The 19358-nt window shown below is 51.1% G+C and carries 15 protein-coding genes; 11 read left to right on the top strand and 4 right to left on the bottom strand.

Going from position 1 to position 19358, the window contains the following annotated elements:
* The first annotated feature begins 158 nt into the window (after positions 1 to 158).
* Together ACTG33_RS04850 and ACTG33_RS04845 are read left to right on the top strand one after the other, a co-directional pair.
* Entirely contained in the window at positions 159 to 875 is a 717-nt protein-coding gene (locus tag ACTG33_RS04850; protein WP_439134064.1) for a TetR/AcrR family transcriptional regulator, read from the top strand.
* Positions 876 to 1440: 565 nt separating this feature from the next.
* Positions 1441 to 2652 (top strand): family 43 glycosylhydrolase, encoded by a 1212-nt coding sequence (locus ACTG33_RS04845; RefSeq protein WP_439134063.1) that lies wholly within the window; start codon positions 1441 to 1443, stop codon positions 2650 to 2652.
* 95 nt (positions 2653 to 2747) lie between these two features.
* On the opposite strand, the gene ACTG33_RS04840 is transcribed toward ACTG33_RS04845, so the two are convergent.
* From ACTG33_RS04840 to ACTG33_RS04830, 3 genes are all read right to left on the bottom strand, one after another.
* Entirely contained in the window at positions 2748 to 4013 is a 1266-nt protein-coding gene (locus ACTG33_RS04840; protein ID WP_439134062.1) for an amidohydrolase family protein, read from the bottom strand.
* A gap of 59 nt (positions 4014 to 4072) precedes the next feature.
* Positions 4073 to 5158 (bottom strand): aldo/keto reductase, encoded by a 1086-nt coding sequence (locus tag ACTG33_RS04835; RefSeq protein ID WP_439134061.1) that lies wholly within the window; start codon positions 5156 to 5158, stop codon positions 4073 to 4075.
* A 73-nt stretch (positions 5159 to 5231) separates the two neighbouring features.
* A complete protein-coding gene (locus tag ACTG33_RS04830; RefSeq protein ID WP_439134060.1) occupies positions 5232 to 6005 on the bottom strand; it encodes an SDR family NAD(P)-dependent oxidoreductase in 774 nt (257 codons plus the stop codon).
* A gap of 368 nt (positions 6006 to 6373) precedes the next feature.
* On the opposite strand from ACTG33_RS04830, the gene ACTG33_RS04825 reads away from it, so the two are divergent.
* Both ACTG33_RS04825 and ACTG33_RS04820 read left to right on the top strand, forming a co-directional pair.
* The gene (locus ACTG33_RS04825) at positions 6374 to 8203 is read left to right on the top strand and encodes a hydantoinase B/oxoprolinase family protein (RefSeq protein WP_439134059.1); all 1830 of its coding nucleotides are present in this window, start codon (positions 6374 to 6376) and stop codon (positions 8201 to 8203) included.
* A complete protein-coding gene (locus ACTG33_RS04820; protein ID WP_439134058.1) occupies positions 8200 to 10320 on the top strand; it encodes a hydantoinase/oxoprolinase family protein in 2121 nt (706 codons plus the stop codon). The genes ACTG33_RS04825 and ACTG33_RS04820 overlap by 4 nt, the downstream gene beginning before the upstream one ends.
* A gap of 74 nt (positions 10321 to 10394) precedes the next feature.
* Here ACTG33_RS04820 and ACTG33_RS04815 read toward each other — a convergent pair whose 3' ends face one another.
* A complete protein-coding gene (locus ACTG33_RS04815; protein ID WP_439134057.1) occupies positions 10395 to 11462 on the bottom strand; it encodes an AraC family transcriptional regulator ligand-binding domain-containing protein in 1068 nt (355 codons plus the stop codon).
* 248 nt (positions 11463 to 11710) lie between these two features.
* On the opposite strand from ACTG33_RS04815, the gene ACTG33_RS04810 reads away from it, so the two are divergent.
* The 7 genes from ACTG33_RS04810 to ACTG33_RS04780 form a co-directional block, all read left to right on the top strand.
* The gene (locus ACTG33_RS04810; protein ID WP_439134056.1) at positions 11711 to 12682 is read left to right on the top strand and encodes an enoyl-CoA hydratase/isomerase family protein; all 972 of its coding nucleotides are present in this window, start codon (positions 11711 to 11713) and stop codon (positions 12680 to 12682) included.
* A gap of 39 nt (positions 12683 to 12721) precedes the next feature.
* Positions 12722 to 13942 (top strand): CaiB/BaiF CoA transferase family protein, encoded by a 1221-nt coding sequence (locus tag ACTG33_RS04805; RefSeq protein ID WP_439134055.1) that lies wholly within the window; start codon positions 12722 to 12724, stop codon positions 13940 to 13942.
* Positions 13942 to 15147: a CaiB/BaiF CoA transferase family protein gene (locus ACTG33_RS04800; protein ID WP_439134054.1), complete on the top strand. Its 1206-nt coding sequence runs from the start codon at positions 13942 to 13944 to the stop codon at positions 15145 to 15147. Before ACTG33_RS04805 ends, ACTG33_RS04800 begins: the two co-directional genes overlap by 1 nt.
* A 60-nt stretch (positions 15148 to 15207) precedes the next feature.
* Positions 15208 to 16272 (top strand): helix-turn-helix domain-containing protein, encoded by a 1065-nt coding sequence (locus tag ACTG33_RS04795; protein WP_439134053.1) that lies wholly within the window; start codon positions 15208 to 15210, stop codon positions 16270 to 16272.
* Between the two features lie 63 nt (positions 16273 to 16335).
* Positions 16336 to 17655, top strand: coding sequence for a cytochrome P450 (locus ACTG33_RS04790; RefSeq protein WP_439134052.1), 1320 nt, complete (start codon positions 16336 to 16338; stop codon positions 17653 to 17655).
* 94 nt (positions 17656 to 17749) lie between these two features.
* Positions 17750 to 18595, top strand: a complete 846-nt coding sequence (locus ACTG33_RS04785; protein ID WP_439134051.1) for an SDR family NAD(P)-dependent oxidoreductase — start codon at positions 17750 to 17752, stop codon at positions 18593 to 18595.
* Positions 18596 to 18677: 82 nt separating this feature from the next.
* Positions 18678 to 19358: TonB-dependent receptor (locus ACTG33_RS04780; RefSeq protein WP_439134050.1), on the top strand; the 681-nt coding region annotated here is incomplete at its 3' end.

Below are 19358 nucleotides of genomic sequence, written 5' to 3'. Positions count from 1 at the left end.
TGTACAGCTCATCATGGAATTCAGTATATGACTGATTATAAAATTAAATCAAGTGGTTTAAATAATGTGTCAAATGTTTTAATTGTGGATGGCAGCTCAGCAGATTAGAATGGTGGCACTTGCTTGTGATCATGAGAATTAGGGACTGCTGACACACAATGACAACTTCCTTAAAAACGGATAACCGGAGTGCCAGGAATCAGATCCTTGATGCCGCGGAAAGCCTTTATGCTGAGCGTGGCCTGGGAGCGGTTTCTCTGCGACAAATAAGTTCAGCTGCGGGGGCTCGTAACACTAATGCCGTGCAGTATTATTTTGACAGTGCGGAAGGTTTGATTCGGGCTATCCTTGAGCGCCGTGCAGAAGGGTTGGAATTGCAGCGGGCTGAATTACTGGCGGAATATAGTGGCAAAGGTTCGCTACAGCCTCATGAGTTATTAGCGGTGTTTTATCTGCCGCTTCTGCGGGACGGGGACGAGAAAGTACCTAAGTTTGCGGAGTTTTTTTTGGTGTTGATGGCGTCTCCCGGTGGTTGGCAGCCTATTATTGATGTATTTCTGGATCGGCCAATCACACGAAAGGTCATGGAAATGGTAGCCGAGGCTAATCGCCCGGTGCCTGTTGCGATCACTTGGCAGCGAGTCTTGTACGGCGGTGTGGCTATGTTGACTTATATAGTGAACACCACGCGGATTAATGCGTCGCCTGAATGCTATAAGGCCGTCGTGCAGGATGCTTTGAACATGGGGGCCGCAGCGCTGGAAGCGCCAGTAGGTGACAACGCGGATGTGCTAGCGAAATCCTTTGAAGATTTCTTTGAGTCACAGGGCGTATTGACTGATTCTTTGAGTCAAGAGTTCAAAAATAGAGGGTAAAAGCTTTCGGTTTTGTGCTTTTGGATAGGGCGGCGGGGACGTTGACGGTGGCTCAATTTTGATACCAGGGATCGAGAAGGTCCGGCCTTGCTTCAGGCCCGGCATGAATGTAACCGCGCGGACATGCTGTCGGCGGTATGTTGTATGCTCAGGAGCATCATGCTGAAGCGCTTATTTATGTCGCGAACGGCGCTGGCAAACCTTTTAAATTTAACATAATAAAAATTATGTGCTGTGTGGATGCGGTGTTCATGTGACATGGTGATTATAGTTTGGCCTGCATCCAAAGCCTTTACGAAGCTGCCGCCGCTACCCAATCTATCATGTTACAACACCCTTTGAGAGAACCCCCTAGGCTCCGTTTGTGATAGCTTGAAAGTGGGGCTTGGGTCTGCCCCGTTATGTAACCCAAAATCAAACGATAAAAGAGGGTGTAACTTTGAACAAGATTCTCAGCATGACTTTACTAAGTGAATGCCTAGCGACTTGGTGAGGCAAGATTGCCCCCCCCTGAATCGAAAGTGCGGATTAAAAACAAGCAAAATAAACCGTTAAGGTATTGTTTATGACAGAAATAAGCAGAAGAAACTTTATTATGAAAGGCGCAGCCTTGGTGGCGCTTGGCAGCCTGACTCAGCTGGGTTGTGTTGCTAACCCTCTCAGTGGTTCAGCAGCGGGACGCTATTCCAGTTTTCGTCCGGGTCAGTTGTGGCTCGATACCGAAGGCAAGCCGATTCAGGCACATGCCGGTTCCATGATCGCCGTGGGCGATACCTTCTACTGGTATGGCGAAAACAAAGAGTTTACCGATGGCACCAGCGATATTGAGAGCTGGGGTATTCGTTTTTATTCCTCGAAGGATCTCTATAACTGGACGGATCTCGGCCCCTTGATTGCTCCGGATCAGGATGATCCAACCTCGCCGCTCAGCCCCACTGTATTTCCCGAGCGTCCGCATATTTTCTATAACGAAAAAACGGGCAAATACGTCTGCTGGTTAAAGATTCGCGGGATGACCAAAAAGCAGTTCCGTACTGTGATGGTGGCCGATGAGCTTACTGGTCCCTGGACAATGGTGCATCGTGAGCTGCGCCCGGCGGGTCTGCCAGCCGGTGATTTCGATCTGGTACAGGATCCCGACACCGGAAAGGTGTATATGTATTTTGAACACGATCACAAGGACATCGTCTGCATCGAACTGACCGACGACTATCTCAACGTCAAAGAAGATCACTACACGACGCACTTGCCGGGTAAAGGCCCCGAAACCCGGGAGGCTCCTGCCTGCTTCTGGTATAAGGGCAAACTTTATCTGACCAGCTCGGGTATGACGGGTTACTTTCCCAATCCATCACGGGTTGCGGTATCGGATGGCCCACATAAGCCGTTTACGGACCTGGGGTTACTGCATGTGAACGACCCGACCGAAACGTCTTTTGGTTCGCAGATCAGCGATATCTTTAAGGTCCCAGGGAAAAAAGATTTGTATATTGCCATGGCGGATCGCTGGCGACCTGAATTTTGGGAACTGCCAGAATTTCAGAATGGCGAAATGTCACGACTAGCTCGCAGCGGTATCACCAAGGCCACAGCCAGCCCACGACAGCCCATTACTGCGGAAGAGCGCGAAGTGCTCACCAAGGTGATGACCCTGCACAACGTCAATACCTCTATCTCGCGTTATGTCTGGTTGCCGATTACCTTTAAAGAAGGGCTGCCACAGATTGAATGGCGCGAGGAGTGGTCACTGGATGAATTCCCGGATCAGGGTAGCTGATCCGGCTGTTAGGGTTATCTGTCGCTTGGTTAGGCTCCCAGGAGATACATGGGAATGCCAGTCAGCACTCTTCGGATTGGGAGCTGACTTCAACATCAGCGCTGTAGCGTTGCATCCAGACTGTGAATTTTACCGTCTTTCATCACCATCGACAGTCGATCTTTATCCGTCAGAATATTCAAATCCTGTAACGGATCACCATTCACCAGTAGCATATCTGCCAGCATACCGACCTGCAAAGTACCCAAATCCCTTTCTTTACGCATGGCGAGACCGCCGTTGCGGGTGGCGCACATCAGGGCCTCTGTGGGGCTGTAGCCATAATAATCGACAAAATACTGCAGTTCACGAGCCTGGGTGCCCTGCATATTCCAGGTGAAACCATAGTCGCCACCGATCAGATGGCGGATGCCCCGCTTGCGTAATTCGGTGTGCGTTTTTATCGACTCTTCCATCAGTGCCGGAATACCCATCGCTTCAACAACCGCACGGGGCAGCCCGTGAGCCTCACCTTCGTGGAACATGGTATGGAACAGGCCAATGGTGGGCGCGACAAAGATTCGATCTTTGGCTTCTTCCAGAAGATCGAGGGTTTCTTCATCCGTGAATTCGGCATGGTAGATCATATCCACACCAGCAATGACGGAGTTGCGTACGGATTCCACCGAGCGGGCGTGAGTATTCACCATCTTGCCGAAACTGTGAGCGGTGTTAACCGCCATCTGCATTTCTTCCAGACTCATGGGGGTGGCCATGGCTGGCGCATTGGGATAGAACGGATCGCCCGACGCGTCCAGCTTGATGTTGTCACAGCCTTCACGACAGCAGATACGCACAAACTTACGCATTTCTTCCGCCCCGTCCACTACCTTGGCAGGAGCTTCCGCCACGCGCTGATTGTGGAGACGGCTTTCGTCGCCCAAGCCACCGGTGACGGTGATTTCAATCGAGCCAGCACGAATGCGCGGCCCCGGCAGACGACCGGCTTCTACTTCGTTACGCACGGCGACGCCCAGCCGCAGCTTGGCTTCCGAGGCGCCATAAGCACTGGTAAAGCCCTGATCCAACAGGGTTTTGGCGACTCGAGCTGTGAGAAACGCGTGTTCTTCCGGCGTCGGAGCCATCAAATCTTCGGTGCAGGTAAACGCATCAAAAGACAAGTGGGCGTGGCCTTCGGTCATGCCCGGCATCAGGAATTTATCGCTGCCATCAATGACAACGTCTGGTTTGACCTCGGCTGCAGTGCTGCCTGCCTCAGTGATCGATTTGATGCGGTTGTCTTCAATCAGCAGGCTGCCGGTAAAAGGTGGCTTACCTGTGCCATCAAAAATTGTGGCATTCGTTATTAGCGTTGTTTCCACGGTGACATCCTTAGTAAGTTGTGTATTTTTTAATTGTTTCTGAGTTGATCGGCAAATCGTTAGCGTCGTTTTTCTACTGTGACATTCCCCAGCATCATCTCGCCAGTTGGAGTATCAATCATAGTGTGGGGGAAACAGTTTTCAATTTGGCTGACGGTATTCAATCGTGCAATCTGATCGTCGGTGAACGTCACATCCAATGCTGCAAGATTGTTTTCAAACTGTTCAAAAGTGCGGGCCCCGATAATGGGTGACGTGACGGCGGGGTTCAACAGAGTCCAGGCCAGCGCAATTTGAGCGGGTGAATGATTCAGTTCATCGGCCACACTGACGACAACTTCTGCAATATCCAGAGCCCGTTCGGTGAGACGGCCAGTGGCCAGATTGATGTTTTTGCGGGAGCTCATGTGATGACTTTGACTGTTCAGGTCTTCGCGTCGATATTTGCCGGATAATACGCCACCGGCCAGTGGTGACCAGGGCAATACGCCCAATCCCATTTCCTGAGCCATGGGCATAAATTCCCGCTCCACCGTCCGCTCGGTGAGGTTGTAAGGCACTTGCAACGCCACCAGTGGAGACCAGCCGCGCAGATCCGCAATGGCTTGCAATCGGGAAACTTGCCAGGCAGGCGTGTCGGAGATGCCTACATAAAGTAATTTGCCCGCGCGAACCAGATCGTCAAAAGCGCGCAGGATTTCTTCCGCCGGGGTGCGGTTATCCCACAGGTGCAGATAGAGCAGGTCAATGTAGTCGGTGTTCAGACGTCGCAAACTCTCTTCAACGGCTTGCACCATGTTTTTGCGTTGGTTGCCGCTGGCATTGGGATCACCGGGACGCATGGACAGACTGTATTTGGTGGCAATGACCGTCTGTTGACGATGAGCTTTCAGCAGCGTGCCCAGCATGCGTTCGGATTCGCCGTTGGCATAGAAGTTTGCCGTATCAATAAAGTTACCGCCCAGCTCCCGATAGCGGCCGACCATTTTATCGGCTTCGGCCATATCGGTTCCCCAGCCATCAACGCCGAAGGTCATGGTACCCAAAGACAAGGGCGACACCCTGAGTCCTGAACGTCCCAGCAGTCGGTAGTGATCAAGTCCGTTAACGAGTTGATGCTGTGCGGTGTTCGGGGGTTGTGACATGGTCAAAACTCTCTGAATTTCTGGTTAATATTGAGTTCTTATTATTGCTGTATCCGTTTGTTACATCCGTAACTTATCTAGCGAGAGCCTGTGCAGACAGATACTTGGTGGTCGACCAGCCTCCGTCCAGCGCAATGGTTTGTCCGTTGATGTAGCTGCCTTCTTCCGACGCGAGGAAGAACACCGTGTTCGCTACGTCAGCTGCGGTACCTTCTCGATCAAACGGAGTCAGTTCGTGGTTGGTGCGTTGGAAGTAATCACTTTCCCAGTAGTCATCGGTCATGTCTGTGCGAATTACGCCCGGTGCAACCAGATTGGTGCGGATACCCTGAGAGCCGTAATCGGCGGCCAGTGCTTTTGTCAGTCCCATGAGGCCCGCTTTGACGGTAGAGTAAGCACCGCCAGCCATACCGCTGATGACACCAAATACAGAACCAATGTTAATAATCGAAGAACCGGGTCCCATGCTGCCCAAGGCGGCGCGGGCGAACCGGAATGGTGCTTTCAGGCTGGTGTCGATCACTTCATCCAGAGTGGCGTCATCGGTGTCTTTTACCGGTGCCCACTTGCCGGAGCCGGCATTGTTGATCAGTGAATCCACACGGCCGAAGGTTTTCATGGCTGTGGCAACCGCTTTTTCCGGGGTGTTTGGATCAGTCACGTCGCCAGTGACGATAGCCACTTCCGCAACGCCCTTTAAATCATTGGCGAGATGTTCCAGGCGCTCTTGCCTTCTGGCAACGGCGACCAGGTTCCATCCACCGGCGGCGAAACGGCGAGCGATGGCATCACCGATACCGGCGCTGGCGCCCGTAATGATGACCACCGGTTTTGAAGAATTTCCCATGAGAACCTCATCCTGTTTTTATCGGTTATTAGAGTGTTGCTGACAGATCCCGAACAGTGATTAACAGGTCCCGGATCGATAAACATGGCTCATCTTATAAGGATTTTCCGGGTTACTGGGCAATCTATGTGGCTTCACTGGCCAGACTGCAGACAGGGTCATTTGAAGGGTCAGTTTTGGTCTACTCGCCGTGTAATTGGGCTACAGGCAGCTGCGCAATCTGTATATAGATTCTCACAACCAGTCGGGAATTGGCTCAGAGCTTGTGTGTACTATGAATCCAAGCTTAATTTTGCAAACAGATCTATAGAGCCACAATGTGCTCGTTATAAAAACAAATAGCGATAAAAACAAATAGGATTGCATTCATGTCATTTGAGTTGAACAAACGGTTGGCGGCCAGACGTGATCCGCTCACCACATCAGCTACAGTAGACCCGGTAACAGCGAGTATCATCCGCGGTGCGTTGGAAACTGTTTGTTTCGAGTCGGCGACCCATTTGGGGCGTGCAGCTTCGTCGCCCATCATCAATCAATCCAACGAGCGAAATTCCAGTGTGATTGACGCGCACGGCCGTCTGGCGCTGGGGTCTATCGGTACGCCGCATCTGACGTTTGTGACTCAGCTGACGGTACGCTACGGGCTGGAAAATCTCGATCATTATGACTGGGGACCAGGGGATGTATTCTTGGGGAATGACCCGGATTACGGTGGTGGTCATCTGCCGGACTATAACGTGTATGCACCCGTCTACGATGACAACGGCGAGCTGGTACTGATTCAAGCCTTGCAGGCTCATCAGGGCGATACCGGTGGTAAAGATCCCGGTGGTTTCACGCTGGAAGCCACAGATATCTTTACTGAAGGTCTGGCGATTCCCTGTGTGAAGCTGGTGCATCGTGGTGAGAAGCGCAAAGACATCATTAAATTGATCGAACGTAATAATCGTTTTGCCACCTTCTCCGGCGATCTGGCGGCCATGATCAGTGGTGTGCAAATGTCGGTTCGCCTGTTGCAGGACATTATTCGCAAGTGGGGTACCGACGTGGTGAAAGCGGCGGTCAACTATAACATCGAGCACACTGAAGCCCGCTTTCGTGAAGAAGTGGCTAACTGGCCCGACGGCAAGCACGAAGCTACCGTGTTCATTGATCACGATACCCAGGGCACTAAAGATATCAAGGTACATCTGAGCTGTGACATCAAGGGCGATCAGCTGACGGTGGATCTGACCGGTACTGATGATCGGCAGGAGCTGGTGGGTGTGTGGAATACCTTTGGCAACAGCCGTGGGTACATCATGACTCAACTGGCAGCGATGGTGGACCCGGCCATTATCAAAAATGAAGGCCTGTTTAACGCGGTCGACATCGTCATTCCGGAAGGTTGCATTGCTCATCCGCCACCGAATAAACCCGCGGCGCTGGGTTCGTTTCACCCGGCCTGTGAAATTACCGAAGCGGTGTGTGTCGCACTGTCTAACGTCGTGCCTGGTCGCGCGGCACCCCAGGTGTACAAAATCGGCATGCCCAACGCGGTGATTGGTTTTGATCAGCACGGTATGTGGATGGATCAGGGGGTGGATGCCCGCTCCATGGATGTGTCTGCCGTGCAGGGTATCGACGGATGGGGTTCCTGCCCGGCGGCACTGGGCAACTTGCTGCTGTCGCAGGCAGAAGATGCGGAAAGTCGTTTTCCGATCATCAACTTAAGTCGTGAAATGACTACAGACGCAGGCGGTGCCGGACAGTGGCGCGGCCAACCCGGCAGCCTCAACGTCAAGCAGGTTCTGGAACCTGTCTCGGCGATGGCCTGGATGGTGTCGGCGGCGCATCCCCTCAGTGGTATGTGCGGCGGTAACGATGGCAGTCCCTACACCAACCACTTCGAAGTGGGAACGGAAAACGAATACCAGATAGATCTGGCTGTCAGTGCACAGTTGCCTAAAGACGCGGTGATCGCTTATCAGCACGGTGGGGGTGCAGGTTTTGGGCAGGCCTTCCTGCGCGACCCTGAAACCGTGAAGGAAGATGTGCTGGATGAGTACGTCAGTGTTACGGCAGCCCGTGAAAAATACGGTGTCGTCCTGACAGGTACGCTGGAAGAATATGACCTTGAAGTGGATATGGCCGCCACGCAAGCGTTGAGAGAGACCATGTTGTCCTCAACAGAGACTGGGGCAGGTGCTGCACAATGAGTTATCGGATCGGAATTGATATTGGCGGAACCTTTACGGATTTCGCACTGCTAAAAGACGAGCAGGTGATCCTGCACAAAAACCTCAGTACCCCGGGGGATCGTTCTCTGGGAGTGATGAACGGTCTGCAAACGCTGGCGAAAAAGGAAGGTTTGACGCTGGGTGATTTTCTCGGTCAGTGCGATGCCATTGTGCACGGTACCACGGTTGCGGATAACACCCTGATCGAAATGAACGGCGCAGTCACCGGCCTGATCACCACCGAAGGCTTCCGCGATGAAGTGGAATACCGCCGCGGGTTTAAAGAAGACATCTGGGATGTGCGTTTGGATCCCCCGAAACCGATCGCTCCACGCCGACGTCGTCTGACGGTACCGGAGCGCGTTTTGTTTGATGGCTCGATTTACAAAGAGCTGGACGAGTCCGCCGTGCGAGAAGCCTGCCGTCGTCTGAAAAAACAGAAGGTAGAGTCGGTAGCAGTGTCGCTGTTGTTTTCCTTTGTTAACCCGACGCATGAGTTGCGGGTCGGCGAAATATTAGCTGAAGAGCTGCCGGGTGTGCCAGTGTCCCTGTCTCATCAGGTGTTGCCTCGCTCACCGGAATACGATCGTACCAGCACGACTGTTGTTAACGCCTACGTGGCACCTCGGGTAACTGATTATTTGGAAAGACTGGTTTCGCGCCTGCAAGAGGGTGGCTATCGCCATCAGTTAATGGTTATGCAGGCCAGCGGCGGTGTGATGACCAAAGAGTACATCGAGGGCTCACCCATTCGAGTGTTGGCATCAGGCCCCGCTGGCGGCGTGATCGGTTCGGCCCATGTGGGCGGAGCTAAAGGTCACGAAAATCTATTGTGTGTGGACATGGGGGGTACGTCTTATGACATGTCTCTGGTGCTTGGCGGCGCAGCCCCTGCGGTAGCTGGCTGGAATATGCACCATCGCAATCTGGTCGGTGTACCCATGGTTCAGGTGGAAACCCTGGGCGCGGGTGGAGGCTCTATTTGTCATGTGAATAACGGTGAAGTTCAGGTGGGACCAGCTTCTGCAGGCTCTGAACCCGGTCCGATTTGTTATGGCCAGGGGGGGGCGAAACCGACCGTCACAGACGCCCTGTTAATGCTGGGAGTCCTGTCGGCGGACGCGGAATTTGCCGGTGGCAGCTTCTCTCTCAAGACTGAGGGGGTTACTGAGGCGTTCCAGGCAATCGCTGATGAAATGAATGCTCATCACGCTGCCCATAATCACTCTATCCATAACCATTCTATCCATAACTACAGCGCAGAGGACGCAGCCTTTGACTGCTGGCGTCTGGTGAATGCCAATATGATTCAGGCTGTGCGCCGAACGACGGCAGGTAAGGGCATTGATCCGAAAGACATGGTGATGCTGGCCTACGGGGGTAACGGTCCGGCGTTTGCGGCTGTTCACGCTGACGCGCTGGGTATTCGCAAGGTGTTGGTGCCGAAAGCCTCGCCGACCTTCTCTGCCATGGGTACATTGGTCGCCAAACCGAGTATTGATGAAGAGCGTTCATTTAACTGCCCTGCCGATGCGCCGGATCAGGAAAAACTCAGAAGTCTGTGGCAAGAGTTGGGGGAGCGCGCGGCCAGATACTTCGCTGACGCCAACTTCCCTATGGACAAGGTGAGAGCCACTTATCAGCTGAACATGCGTTATCGCGGCCAAAATTGGGCGCTGACGTTTGATATGCACACCGCTCAGGGTGTTGACGATCTGTCGTTTGTGAATGACAGCTTGGGCGAAAAAGCCATTGCAGCCTTTAACCAGCGACACACCGAAGAATTCGGTCATGTGCGTGAAGGGGAGCTGCCTGAAATTATTGGTGTGCGTTTGACAACCTCAGTGGATACCCCCTCGCCGCAAGTGTCGAAGGGCTTTTCAGCGATGGAGGTTGATGCGACGCCCTCGAAGATTCGTCGTGCCAATCTGGGTGAAGGTTATCAGGAAACACCGGTATTTCGGGGTAGTGATCTGGTGCCGGGTAGTCAGGTGACGGGCCCCGCCATCATTGCGGAAACCTTTACCACGATTGTGGTGTATCCCGGTTGGACGGCCCGCGTCGATGACGCGGGTGACTATGAAATGTCTAAATGATTGAAATGTCTAAATAAACGACGAGATGTTCAAATTAATAACGAGACGCTGAAACAAACAGGACATCAAAAACGTCAGGCAACCACGGAAGGTCGCTGACTCAGACGATACTGTTTTGGAGTTTGATTGGTCCATCGCTTAAAAGCGCGACCAAAACTGCACTGCTCGGCGTAACCGAGTTTGGCGGCCACATCATCCAGCGTCAGGTCGTCCTGACAGAGATAGGATTTGGCCAACTCGACCCGCTGGGTTTGTACAATGTCAGAAAATTTCAGGCCAGCATCGGACAGCTGGCTTTGCAGAGTACGCACGGACATGCCGAGTTTTTTTGCACAACGTTCAACAGAGCAGTTGTGAGATTGCAGGGCACCGCGGACGTAATCCTGAACTCGCTCAGGGTTGGTCTTACGGGAGGCTTTCTTGACCTGATCAAGGTAGCTGCCCAGCAGACTGGAGAGCAGATTGTTGGCGCTGGGAACTTGCCGCTCCAGCAGGGTACGGGGAAAAGCGATAGCGTTGTCGGTACGGTTTTTGTTGAAGTGACAACCCAGGATTTTTTCCAGATCGGCAACATCGCGGGAGCGAATGTCTACTGCCAGATTGACATAACTGGGGCGGAAGCGGAGACCACCGATCTGGCGCAGCAGCTTCATGATCAACACGGCGGCCTGGTAGTTAGCCTGGTCGTTGATGCCCAGGTTGTTGCGCACGCCCCAACGGAGTTCGGCGATGTCGGTGCCCTCCACCAGTTCGAGCTGAATGGCGGGTGAATGCACCACGGGCATGTACTCGATGAAGCGATGAATGGACTGTCGAACCCGAGACGAGGAGCGACACAGAGCGGTGATACAGCCAAACACATCCGGCTGTTGCAATTCCGCCAGACGCAACCCGAAAGTAGCGTCATTGAAAGAGCTGCTGCAATACTCCAGCAGATTGACCAGCGACTGGCACTCAATGTGGTTGTCGGGGTCGCGAGCAAGCCAGGGATCGATGTTGTGGCGCTCCAGAATTTCCCGGGGATCCTTGCCGACTTGTTCGGACAAATAGGCAAAACCGGACAGGTTGGCACAACGCATCTGGTTTTCCATTGGCATGGAATCCAGTGGGCCATCGAGAGTAAAGAAGTGATTGTCGCTCATGATGAGTACCTCGCTGACTGCATCGGTGGGCTGAGTCAGCTCCCGTAAGTCAAAGACAACAGAGTTGTTATATTTGTGTGGCTAAGGTTGTTCGTCAAGTGTACAACAATGTTGTCCTTGCCTAAAACAACATAATAAATATGGCCTCGATGGAATAATAAGTCCGGTTATATTGGTTGCAGGTTATATAGAAGTCTAAACAAGAACGATTCCTATAAAAATCACACGACAGAGAATAGGGGAACAACGTGAAAACGCTTGAAGAGATGAGAGAAGAAGGCAAACGCTGGATACGCTACGAAAAAGACCCGGCGACCCGTATTGCCACCCTGACTTTTGATCGCCCCGAAAGTTTGAACGCCACCACCGCTGGAATGCGTCAGTACTACGCGGAACTGGTATCAAAAGCCAACATTGATGATGAGGTCAAAGTGTTGGTTATTCGCGGTGAAGGCAAGCATTTTGGCACTGGCGGAGACTTGCCGGAGCAAGCCGATTTTTATAAAGAGGACGGCGAAGACATTTCTCTGTTGCACGAATTTGGCATTGAAGATCCGGATGTGAAATACCCGCCCAGAGATTCCTTCCGTTTTCTGCACGGCATGACCGATCACTACGCCAAGGCAGCGGCGGGAAATCGCCCACTGCAGGAGTTCAAAAAAATCAGCATCGTCGAGACCAAGGGATACTGTTACGGCTGGCATTTTTATCAGGCAGCAGATGCTGATTTGGTCGTCAGCAGCGATGACACCTTGTTTGGCCACCCATCCTTCCGTTATGTCGGTTGGGGCCCTCGCCTTTGGACCTGGATTGAAACCATCGGTCTGCGCAAGTTTTCTGAGATGCTGTTTACAGGCCGCCCGTTTACCGCGGAAGAAATGGACAAGTGCAATTTTATTAACAGCGTTGTTCCGTTCGAAAATCTGGAAGAAGAAACCAAAAAGTACGCGATGGGTTGTGCCCGTACCCGTCCTACCGATGTGGTACAGATTCAGAAAACCTTTATCGAGCTGTACAAGCAGCATCGTGGCGAATACATGGGCAGTATGCTGACCGGTTTGGTGGAAGGTATGTTACCTGTGGTGAAAAATGATCGTCCTGCCGACGTTGAATTTGGTGCTGAAACCTTCGAGAAAGGTCTCAACAATGTGGTCAAGGACCTGGATATGGAATATCCACCCGAGTGGCGTTTGCAAGGCTCAAATCGAAAGAAGCCTTGATCCCGTTAGTTTTTTTGAATCCACGGAGAAAACAGAACAGTGTCTGCATTAACAACGACCTCTTCACTAGCAACGACTTCTGCGCTAGCAAAGATAAAGATTCTCGAACTGACTCAGGCTGTCAGCGGTGAATACTGCGGCAAGCTGCTGTCGGACTTTGGTGCAGAAATCATCAAGCTGGAGGATCCGGTTAGTGGTAGCCCTACTCGTCATATGGCGCCGCTGGTGTCATCCGGTGAAGAGACAGGGCGCAGTGGCTTGTTTGCCTATCTCAACACGAATAAGCGATCGGTAGCGCTGGATATCACCTCGGACTCCGGTCTGGAAACATTGAACCAATTGCTTGAGAAGGTGGATGTGGTTATCACCGACCGTTCGGGTCAGTGGTTGGACAGTGTGGGACTGAATGCTGAACTGGTTGAAACCCGATTTCCGCATCTGGTGGTATGTTCCATTACTCCGTTCGGATTGGGGATTGATGAACCAATGCACGCTGAAGATCTGAATGTCTTCCACAGCAGTGGGTGGGGGTTTCATACGCCCAGTGCTGCAGATCCGGCTCGCGAACCGCTCAAAGGTGCCGGTCAGCATCTGCCCAGTTACGAGGCGGGACTGGATGCCGCCATGTGTATTGTCTCTGTGTTGTTCGCTCGGGAAGAATCGCAACTGGGACAGTGGATCGACATTTCCACCCAGGCCGTTCTTGCCTCTCGCGCAGACTATGTGCTGGGACAAATGATTGCCGGTGATATGAACGTCAGCAATGATCGCAAAGCCTATGACCTGCATGGCCCGGCAGACATTTACACCTGCGCCGACGGCTATGTGTATATCTGGATGTCCGCGCCTGCACATTGGGAAGCATTGGGGAAAATGCTGGGGAGTCCGGCATGGATGGAAGATTTTCCAGCGAACTGGCTGGAGCGTGAATGCACACCGGAACGCGTTGCCAAATGTCGCCAGCATGTGGGTGAATGGTTAGCACATCAGAATAAAGCTGAGGTCGCTGAAGTTGCACAAAAACTGGGGTTGATTCTGGTGCCTGTGAATAACCCCGGCGACCTGTTGTCGTCACCGCAGTATCAGCATCGCGAGTTTTTCACCACATTAACGCATCCGTCACTGGGCGAAGTTCAGTATCCCACTGTGCCCTATAAACTCAGTAAAACGCCGGCCCAGCTCAGTTCTGTTGCCCCTTTTCTGGGTGAGCATACCGATGAAACTCTGACTGCGTGGTTAACCGCCGAGGAGAATATCTGATGAGTGAAGTAAAGCGGGGCGGCCCGCTGGAAGGTGTCCGTGTTATCGAGTTAACCAAAGTCTGGGCGGGCCCCTATACCGGTAAGCAATTGGCATTTCTCGGCGCCGAAGTCATTCGGATTGAAAGTCTCGGCTCTCTGGATGTAACACGTGTTTATGGCGTGGACGACATCAATAATGCACCGGGTTTTAAAGCGGTGAATCCGCAAAAGTTGAGTGCGCAAATCGACATGAAGACCGAGGCAGGCATCAAGCTGCTCCTCGACTTGCTGGCTGAGTCAGATGTGGTCGTTGAAAACCTGCGCCCCGGTGCAGTGTCCCGACTGGGATTGGGCTACGACCAAGTAAAAGCAGTGAACCCAAATATTATTTATGTCTCTATGGGCATGTATGGCAGTGAAGGTCCGCTTGCCTATCAGACTGGTTACGCGCCATGTTTCGCCGCACTGGGCGGATTGAGCAGCATTGTAGGTTACGAGGATGAAGCGCCTACAGGCATGAATATCCGTTATGCAGATTCCACTTTTGGTACCGCCGCGGCTTACGCAACAATCGTTGCTTTACTGCACCGCCGTCGCACTGGCGAGGGACAGTTTATTGATGTCTCTGCTGTGGAAACTATGACCAGTATGATCGGTGATTCTGTGATGGATTTTACTCTCAATAACCAGGTAACTGCTTGCACTGGCAACCATCATTCTGAGATGGCGCCTCACGGAGTCTACCCCTGTCAGGATGATGAATGGATTGCCATCGCGGTGTCCGGGGATCACGTCTGGCAGTCTCTGACTGAAATTATGGGGCGGCCGGAATTGGCGCGCGATCCGAAATTTTCCAAGGCAGAAGATCGCATATCTCAAACAAAAGAGCTAGATCGATTGCTGTCAGCCTGGACCTCTGAGCACAGAGCAGAAGTGCTGGCAGAAGAACTGCAAAAACAGGGTGTCGCGGCCACCAAGAGTTTAAGTTCTCTTGATTTAATTGCGAATCAAACACTTTGGATGAGAGGTTTTTATCAGGAAGTGAGTGATAAAGACGGCCACACCAGATCCATTCTGGGGCCTTCCTGGAAAATGTCCCGTATGGCAGAGGTGAAGGATGATGCACCACAACTGGGACAACACAACGACTATGTGTTCGGTGAAATACTGGGACTGTCTGAAGAGCAACGAGCAAAGCTTTCCGAGCAAGGCGTAATCCGTTAGGAAGTTAAATAAAACAACAATAACGAAAACCAGAGAACGGCAACCGCGAGAGGTGTAGATATGTCTGAAACACTATTTTCCTTTGACAAGAACAACTACCAATCCTGTCAGGATACCTACAGAGGTGACGGAAACCAGGAATACTATCTGGGCGACTACTCGATTGAAGCGGGTTCCGTCATTGATGTGCGTGCGGATAAAAAATCTGTCGGGCCTTGCTCTATCATCCGGTTACGCTCAAAAACCCGATTGAATTTTAAACGGAACTGGTATCATATTCGTGCGGATGCCACCGACGTGGTAGTTCTGTGGTTTGTCAAACGCGGCAGCTTGAGTATTTCTCACTCTGGCGGACGCAGTGTGGCCAGCTCAGGTGATTTTGCGATCACAAAATCCATGACGCCATTCAGTATCGAGTGCAAAATCGATGATGACGCCATGCACGATGTCCTTCATGTATTAGTACCTTCACATGTATTCCGTGAACTTATTCCTCAGGATGTCAGTACTGGTTTCACGGTCTCATCCGGTGGCCGACTATATTCCATTATTGAGAATATGTTGACTGAAGTGTTGGAGTCTACAGATGAGCTTCAGCCACACGCAGAAAAAATGTTGCTCAATAGCGCGTTAACCTTACTCTCCGGCTCTATCATAGGCCACGACAACTTGATCAAAGAGCGTCAAACTATAGCAGAGCAACGCTTGGATACAGTGCTCCGATATATCGAAATTCATTTGTCAGACCCGAAACTCAGTACAGCAATGGTGGCCGAGGCTTGTGGTATTTCGCCGCGCTATTTATCTGTCTTACTAAAACAAAAAGATATTTCATTTTCAGAATACATCTGGGATCAGAGGTTGAAAATTGCCAGTCGGTGGCTATCTACGTCCAAACCTACTGAGATCTCCATTGCTGAAATCGCCTTTCGGGTCGGTTTTAAGAGTCCCGCTCATTTCAGTAGGAAGTTCAAGCGTGTTCACGGGAAAGGGCCTCGAGAATATCGGGCAGACAGTTTTTCAGTGTTGGAAGAAAACTCGGAAATATACAAACCTGATACAGCATCGATCAATACTGATGAGCAAGATTTCTTTATGGGTAGCGATAAAAGCACCCTGCAGTAAAGCTAACTAAATGAACAAGAAATAACAATCATTACAACACTGTTAAAAAGTTGAGGTAAGGTCATGACTACCAGCGAAACAAAAGAGCAATCAACGGGCGGCTGTCCATTTACCGGACGTCAGAAAGTGGATTTGTCGGACATTTCACTGACGGACCCAATCATTCAGTCCAATCCTCGTGATTTTTATTGGACCATGCGAACAGAGGATCCTGTCCATTACGATGAAAAGCTGGGGATGTGGCTGGTCACACGCTATGAAGATATTGTGACTGTGTTGCGAGATCCAATTACATTTTCCGATAAGCAGGGCTACGAAGCTCAGTATGCCAGCGGATTTTTTGAAGAGTTTAAACAAATTCTTGAAAGCCAGGGGGGCGGTTACTTCCCTGATGTCATCAAAAGTGATCCACCAGAACACACTCGCATTCGTAAATTGATGGATGGCGCGTTTTCTGCTCACCGCGTGAAAATGTTAGAGCCAGGAATCACCAAAATTATCTCTGACCTTGTCGACACTATTGCTGATAAAGCCGAGAAGGGTGAAGTTGTAGAAGGCGTAAGAGAATTTTCGATTCCCCTGACGATTGCGGTCATCTGTGAGCAGTTGGGCATAGACCAGTTTAACGGTGAGAAAATATCTCGCTGGTCTGAAGCTATTACAGCTCAGATCGGGAGGATGCAAAATCGTGAAGAAATGGTCGAGAACGCTAAAGAAATCTGTGATTTACAGAACTTTATTTCCGAGCAAATGAAAGATCGAGAAGCCGAGCCGAAGGAAGATATGATCTCGGATTTGGTGCATTCAGAACTTGATGATGGTACCAAATTAACCTACGGAGAGGCCGTATCTCTGGTTCGTGCGCTGATTATTGCCGGTAATGACACCACAGCCACGGCGATTACTAATTTGTTACTGATTTTGGCGACGGACTCCAAGCTGGCTAAGGAACTTTACGATAACTGCGATGATGATAAATTTCTCAATCGTTTTGTCGAAGAGTTGTTGCGCTTTGCACCGCCTGTTCGCGGATTGGCAAAGATGGCTGTGGAAGACACTGAGTTGGGCGGACAGAAGTTGCCAAAAGGTGCTCACTTGCTTGTTATGTATGCTTCTGGTAATGACGACGAAGAGAAGTTCGAATGCCCTCGTGAATTTGATATGAAACGCAAAAACCTTGGGTCTCATGTGGCGTTTGGAGTGGGTATCCACAGGTGTATCGGTGCCTCACTGGCGCGCATGGAAATTAAAGTGGCCGCACGGGAACTGATTAAAAAAATCGATAATATTAAGTTGACTGTGCCGGTCGAAGAGTTGAAGTATCAAAAAACCGTTGCGACTCACGCCATTGAGGCTCTGCCGTTAACTTTCAGCAAGCGATAGCCCTATAACCATGGCGAAATAAATATTGTCACAATAAATCTAAATATTGTCACAATAAATATTGTCACATAACGATAAAAATGTGGAGGTATGAGTGAGTCAGGAACTTGCAGGAAAGGTGGCGATTGTCACCGGTGGTGCCAGTGGTATCGGTGAAGCGACGGTAGAGTTATTTGTCAAAGAAGGCGCGAAAGTTGTTTTTGCCGATATTAATGAAGCTCGTGGCGCTGAAATGGAAAACGCCCTGGGGAAAAATGCCCGCTTTAAACGCACCGATGTTTCCAAGGCTGAGGAGGTTCAGGCCTTGGTTGATTACGCCATCGAAGAATTCGGTGGTTTGCACATCATGTTTAATAATGCCGGTATTTCAGGGGCACAGCATGATCGTTTCCTGGACGATGATTTCTCCGATTTCGACAAGGTTGTAGGTATTAACCTGTTCGGGGTAATTAAAGGCAGTCAGGCTGCTGGTCGCCATATGTCTAAAAATGGAGGCGGTGTCATTATCAATAACGCGTCTATTGCTGGTCTGTTACCTGGTCATGCCCTTATGACTTACCGATCTACCAAAGCGGCAGTAGTGATGTTTACCAAGTCTATCGCGATTGACCTGGCGGAATATGGTATCCGGGTCAACTGCCTGGCTCCGGGACACATTCGCAGTCCATTGACCTCTTTTGCGATTCCGGGATTAACGGATGCACAAATTGAAAAAGTCAAAGAAGCCGTATCCCCGGCTATGGATTCCAATCAACCTCTGAAACGTCATGGCAAACCCTCCGATGTGGCTCAGGCGGCTATGTTCTTGGCCAGTGATCGAGCCGCACAGGTAACGGGCATTGTAATGCCTGTGGATGGAGGGTTAACCGCAGGTGATCCTGTCAATCATCTGAGAGAAATTATGGATGCCCGTTCGCAGGCTTTGGCGGAGTTTCAGTAGATCATGCGTATTTAATGGTTAAATTGATAACAATAAAAAATAAGATAAAAGCAATAATAAAATCCATACAAAGGAGAGAGCAATGCTTTATAAACCTAATAATAAGCCCACCAGCTTGCCACTGAGTCCGTTGTGTTCGGCGCTGGCTTTGATGGCAGTGCTGTTACCCTCGGATGCTATTTCACAAGAGACTGTAAACTCTTCCCAAAAAGCTATAGCTTCTGATAAAGCGACTCTGGAAGAAGTGATCGTCACCGCTCGTCGTCGTGATGAGAGTCTGGCGCACGTACCGATTGCTGTCACTGCGATGGGCACTGAACAGCTGGCTGACCGTCAGGTACAGACGGACTCGGATTTGCAGGCCGCAGTACCCGGATTGACCATTCGCCAGACCCAGGGTAATAACTCTCTGACCTATTCCATTCGCGGTCAGTCGGCGGATACTTTCAGTGGTTCACCCTCTGCGGTTGTGGCCTATATGAATGAAGTGCCTTTGACTGTCAGTGGCGCGTCCACCTTTTACGATCTCGAATCAGTGCAAGTGTTAAAAGGTCCACAGGGTACTCTGTTTGGACGCAACGCCTCTGCCGGCGCCATCAGCATGCACACTCGCAAAGCAGAACCAGACTTCGGCGGCAGCATTGATGTGGGTGTAGGCGAAGATGGTTACCGGGAATTTACCGGCGCAATTAATGTTCCTCTGACGGACTCCATCAGTTCTCGCTTTGCTCTCTACCACCGCGAGCAGGACGACTGGATCGAT

It is taken from the genome of Pseudomaricurvus sp., assembly GCF_965662505.1.
Classification (GTDB): Bacteria; Pseudomonadota; Gammaproteobacteria; order Pseudomonadales; family Cellvibrionaceae; genus Pseudomaricurvus.
This window is presented reverse-complemented; position numbering and strand designations above follow the sequence as displayed.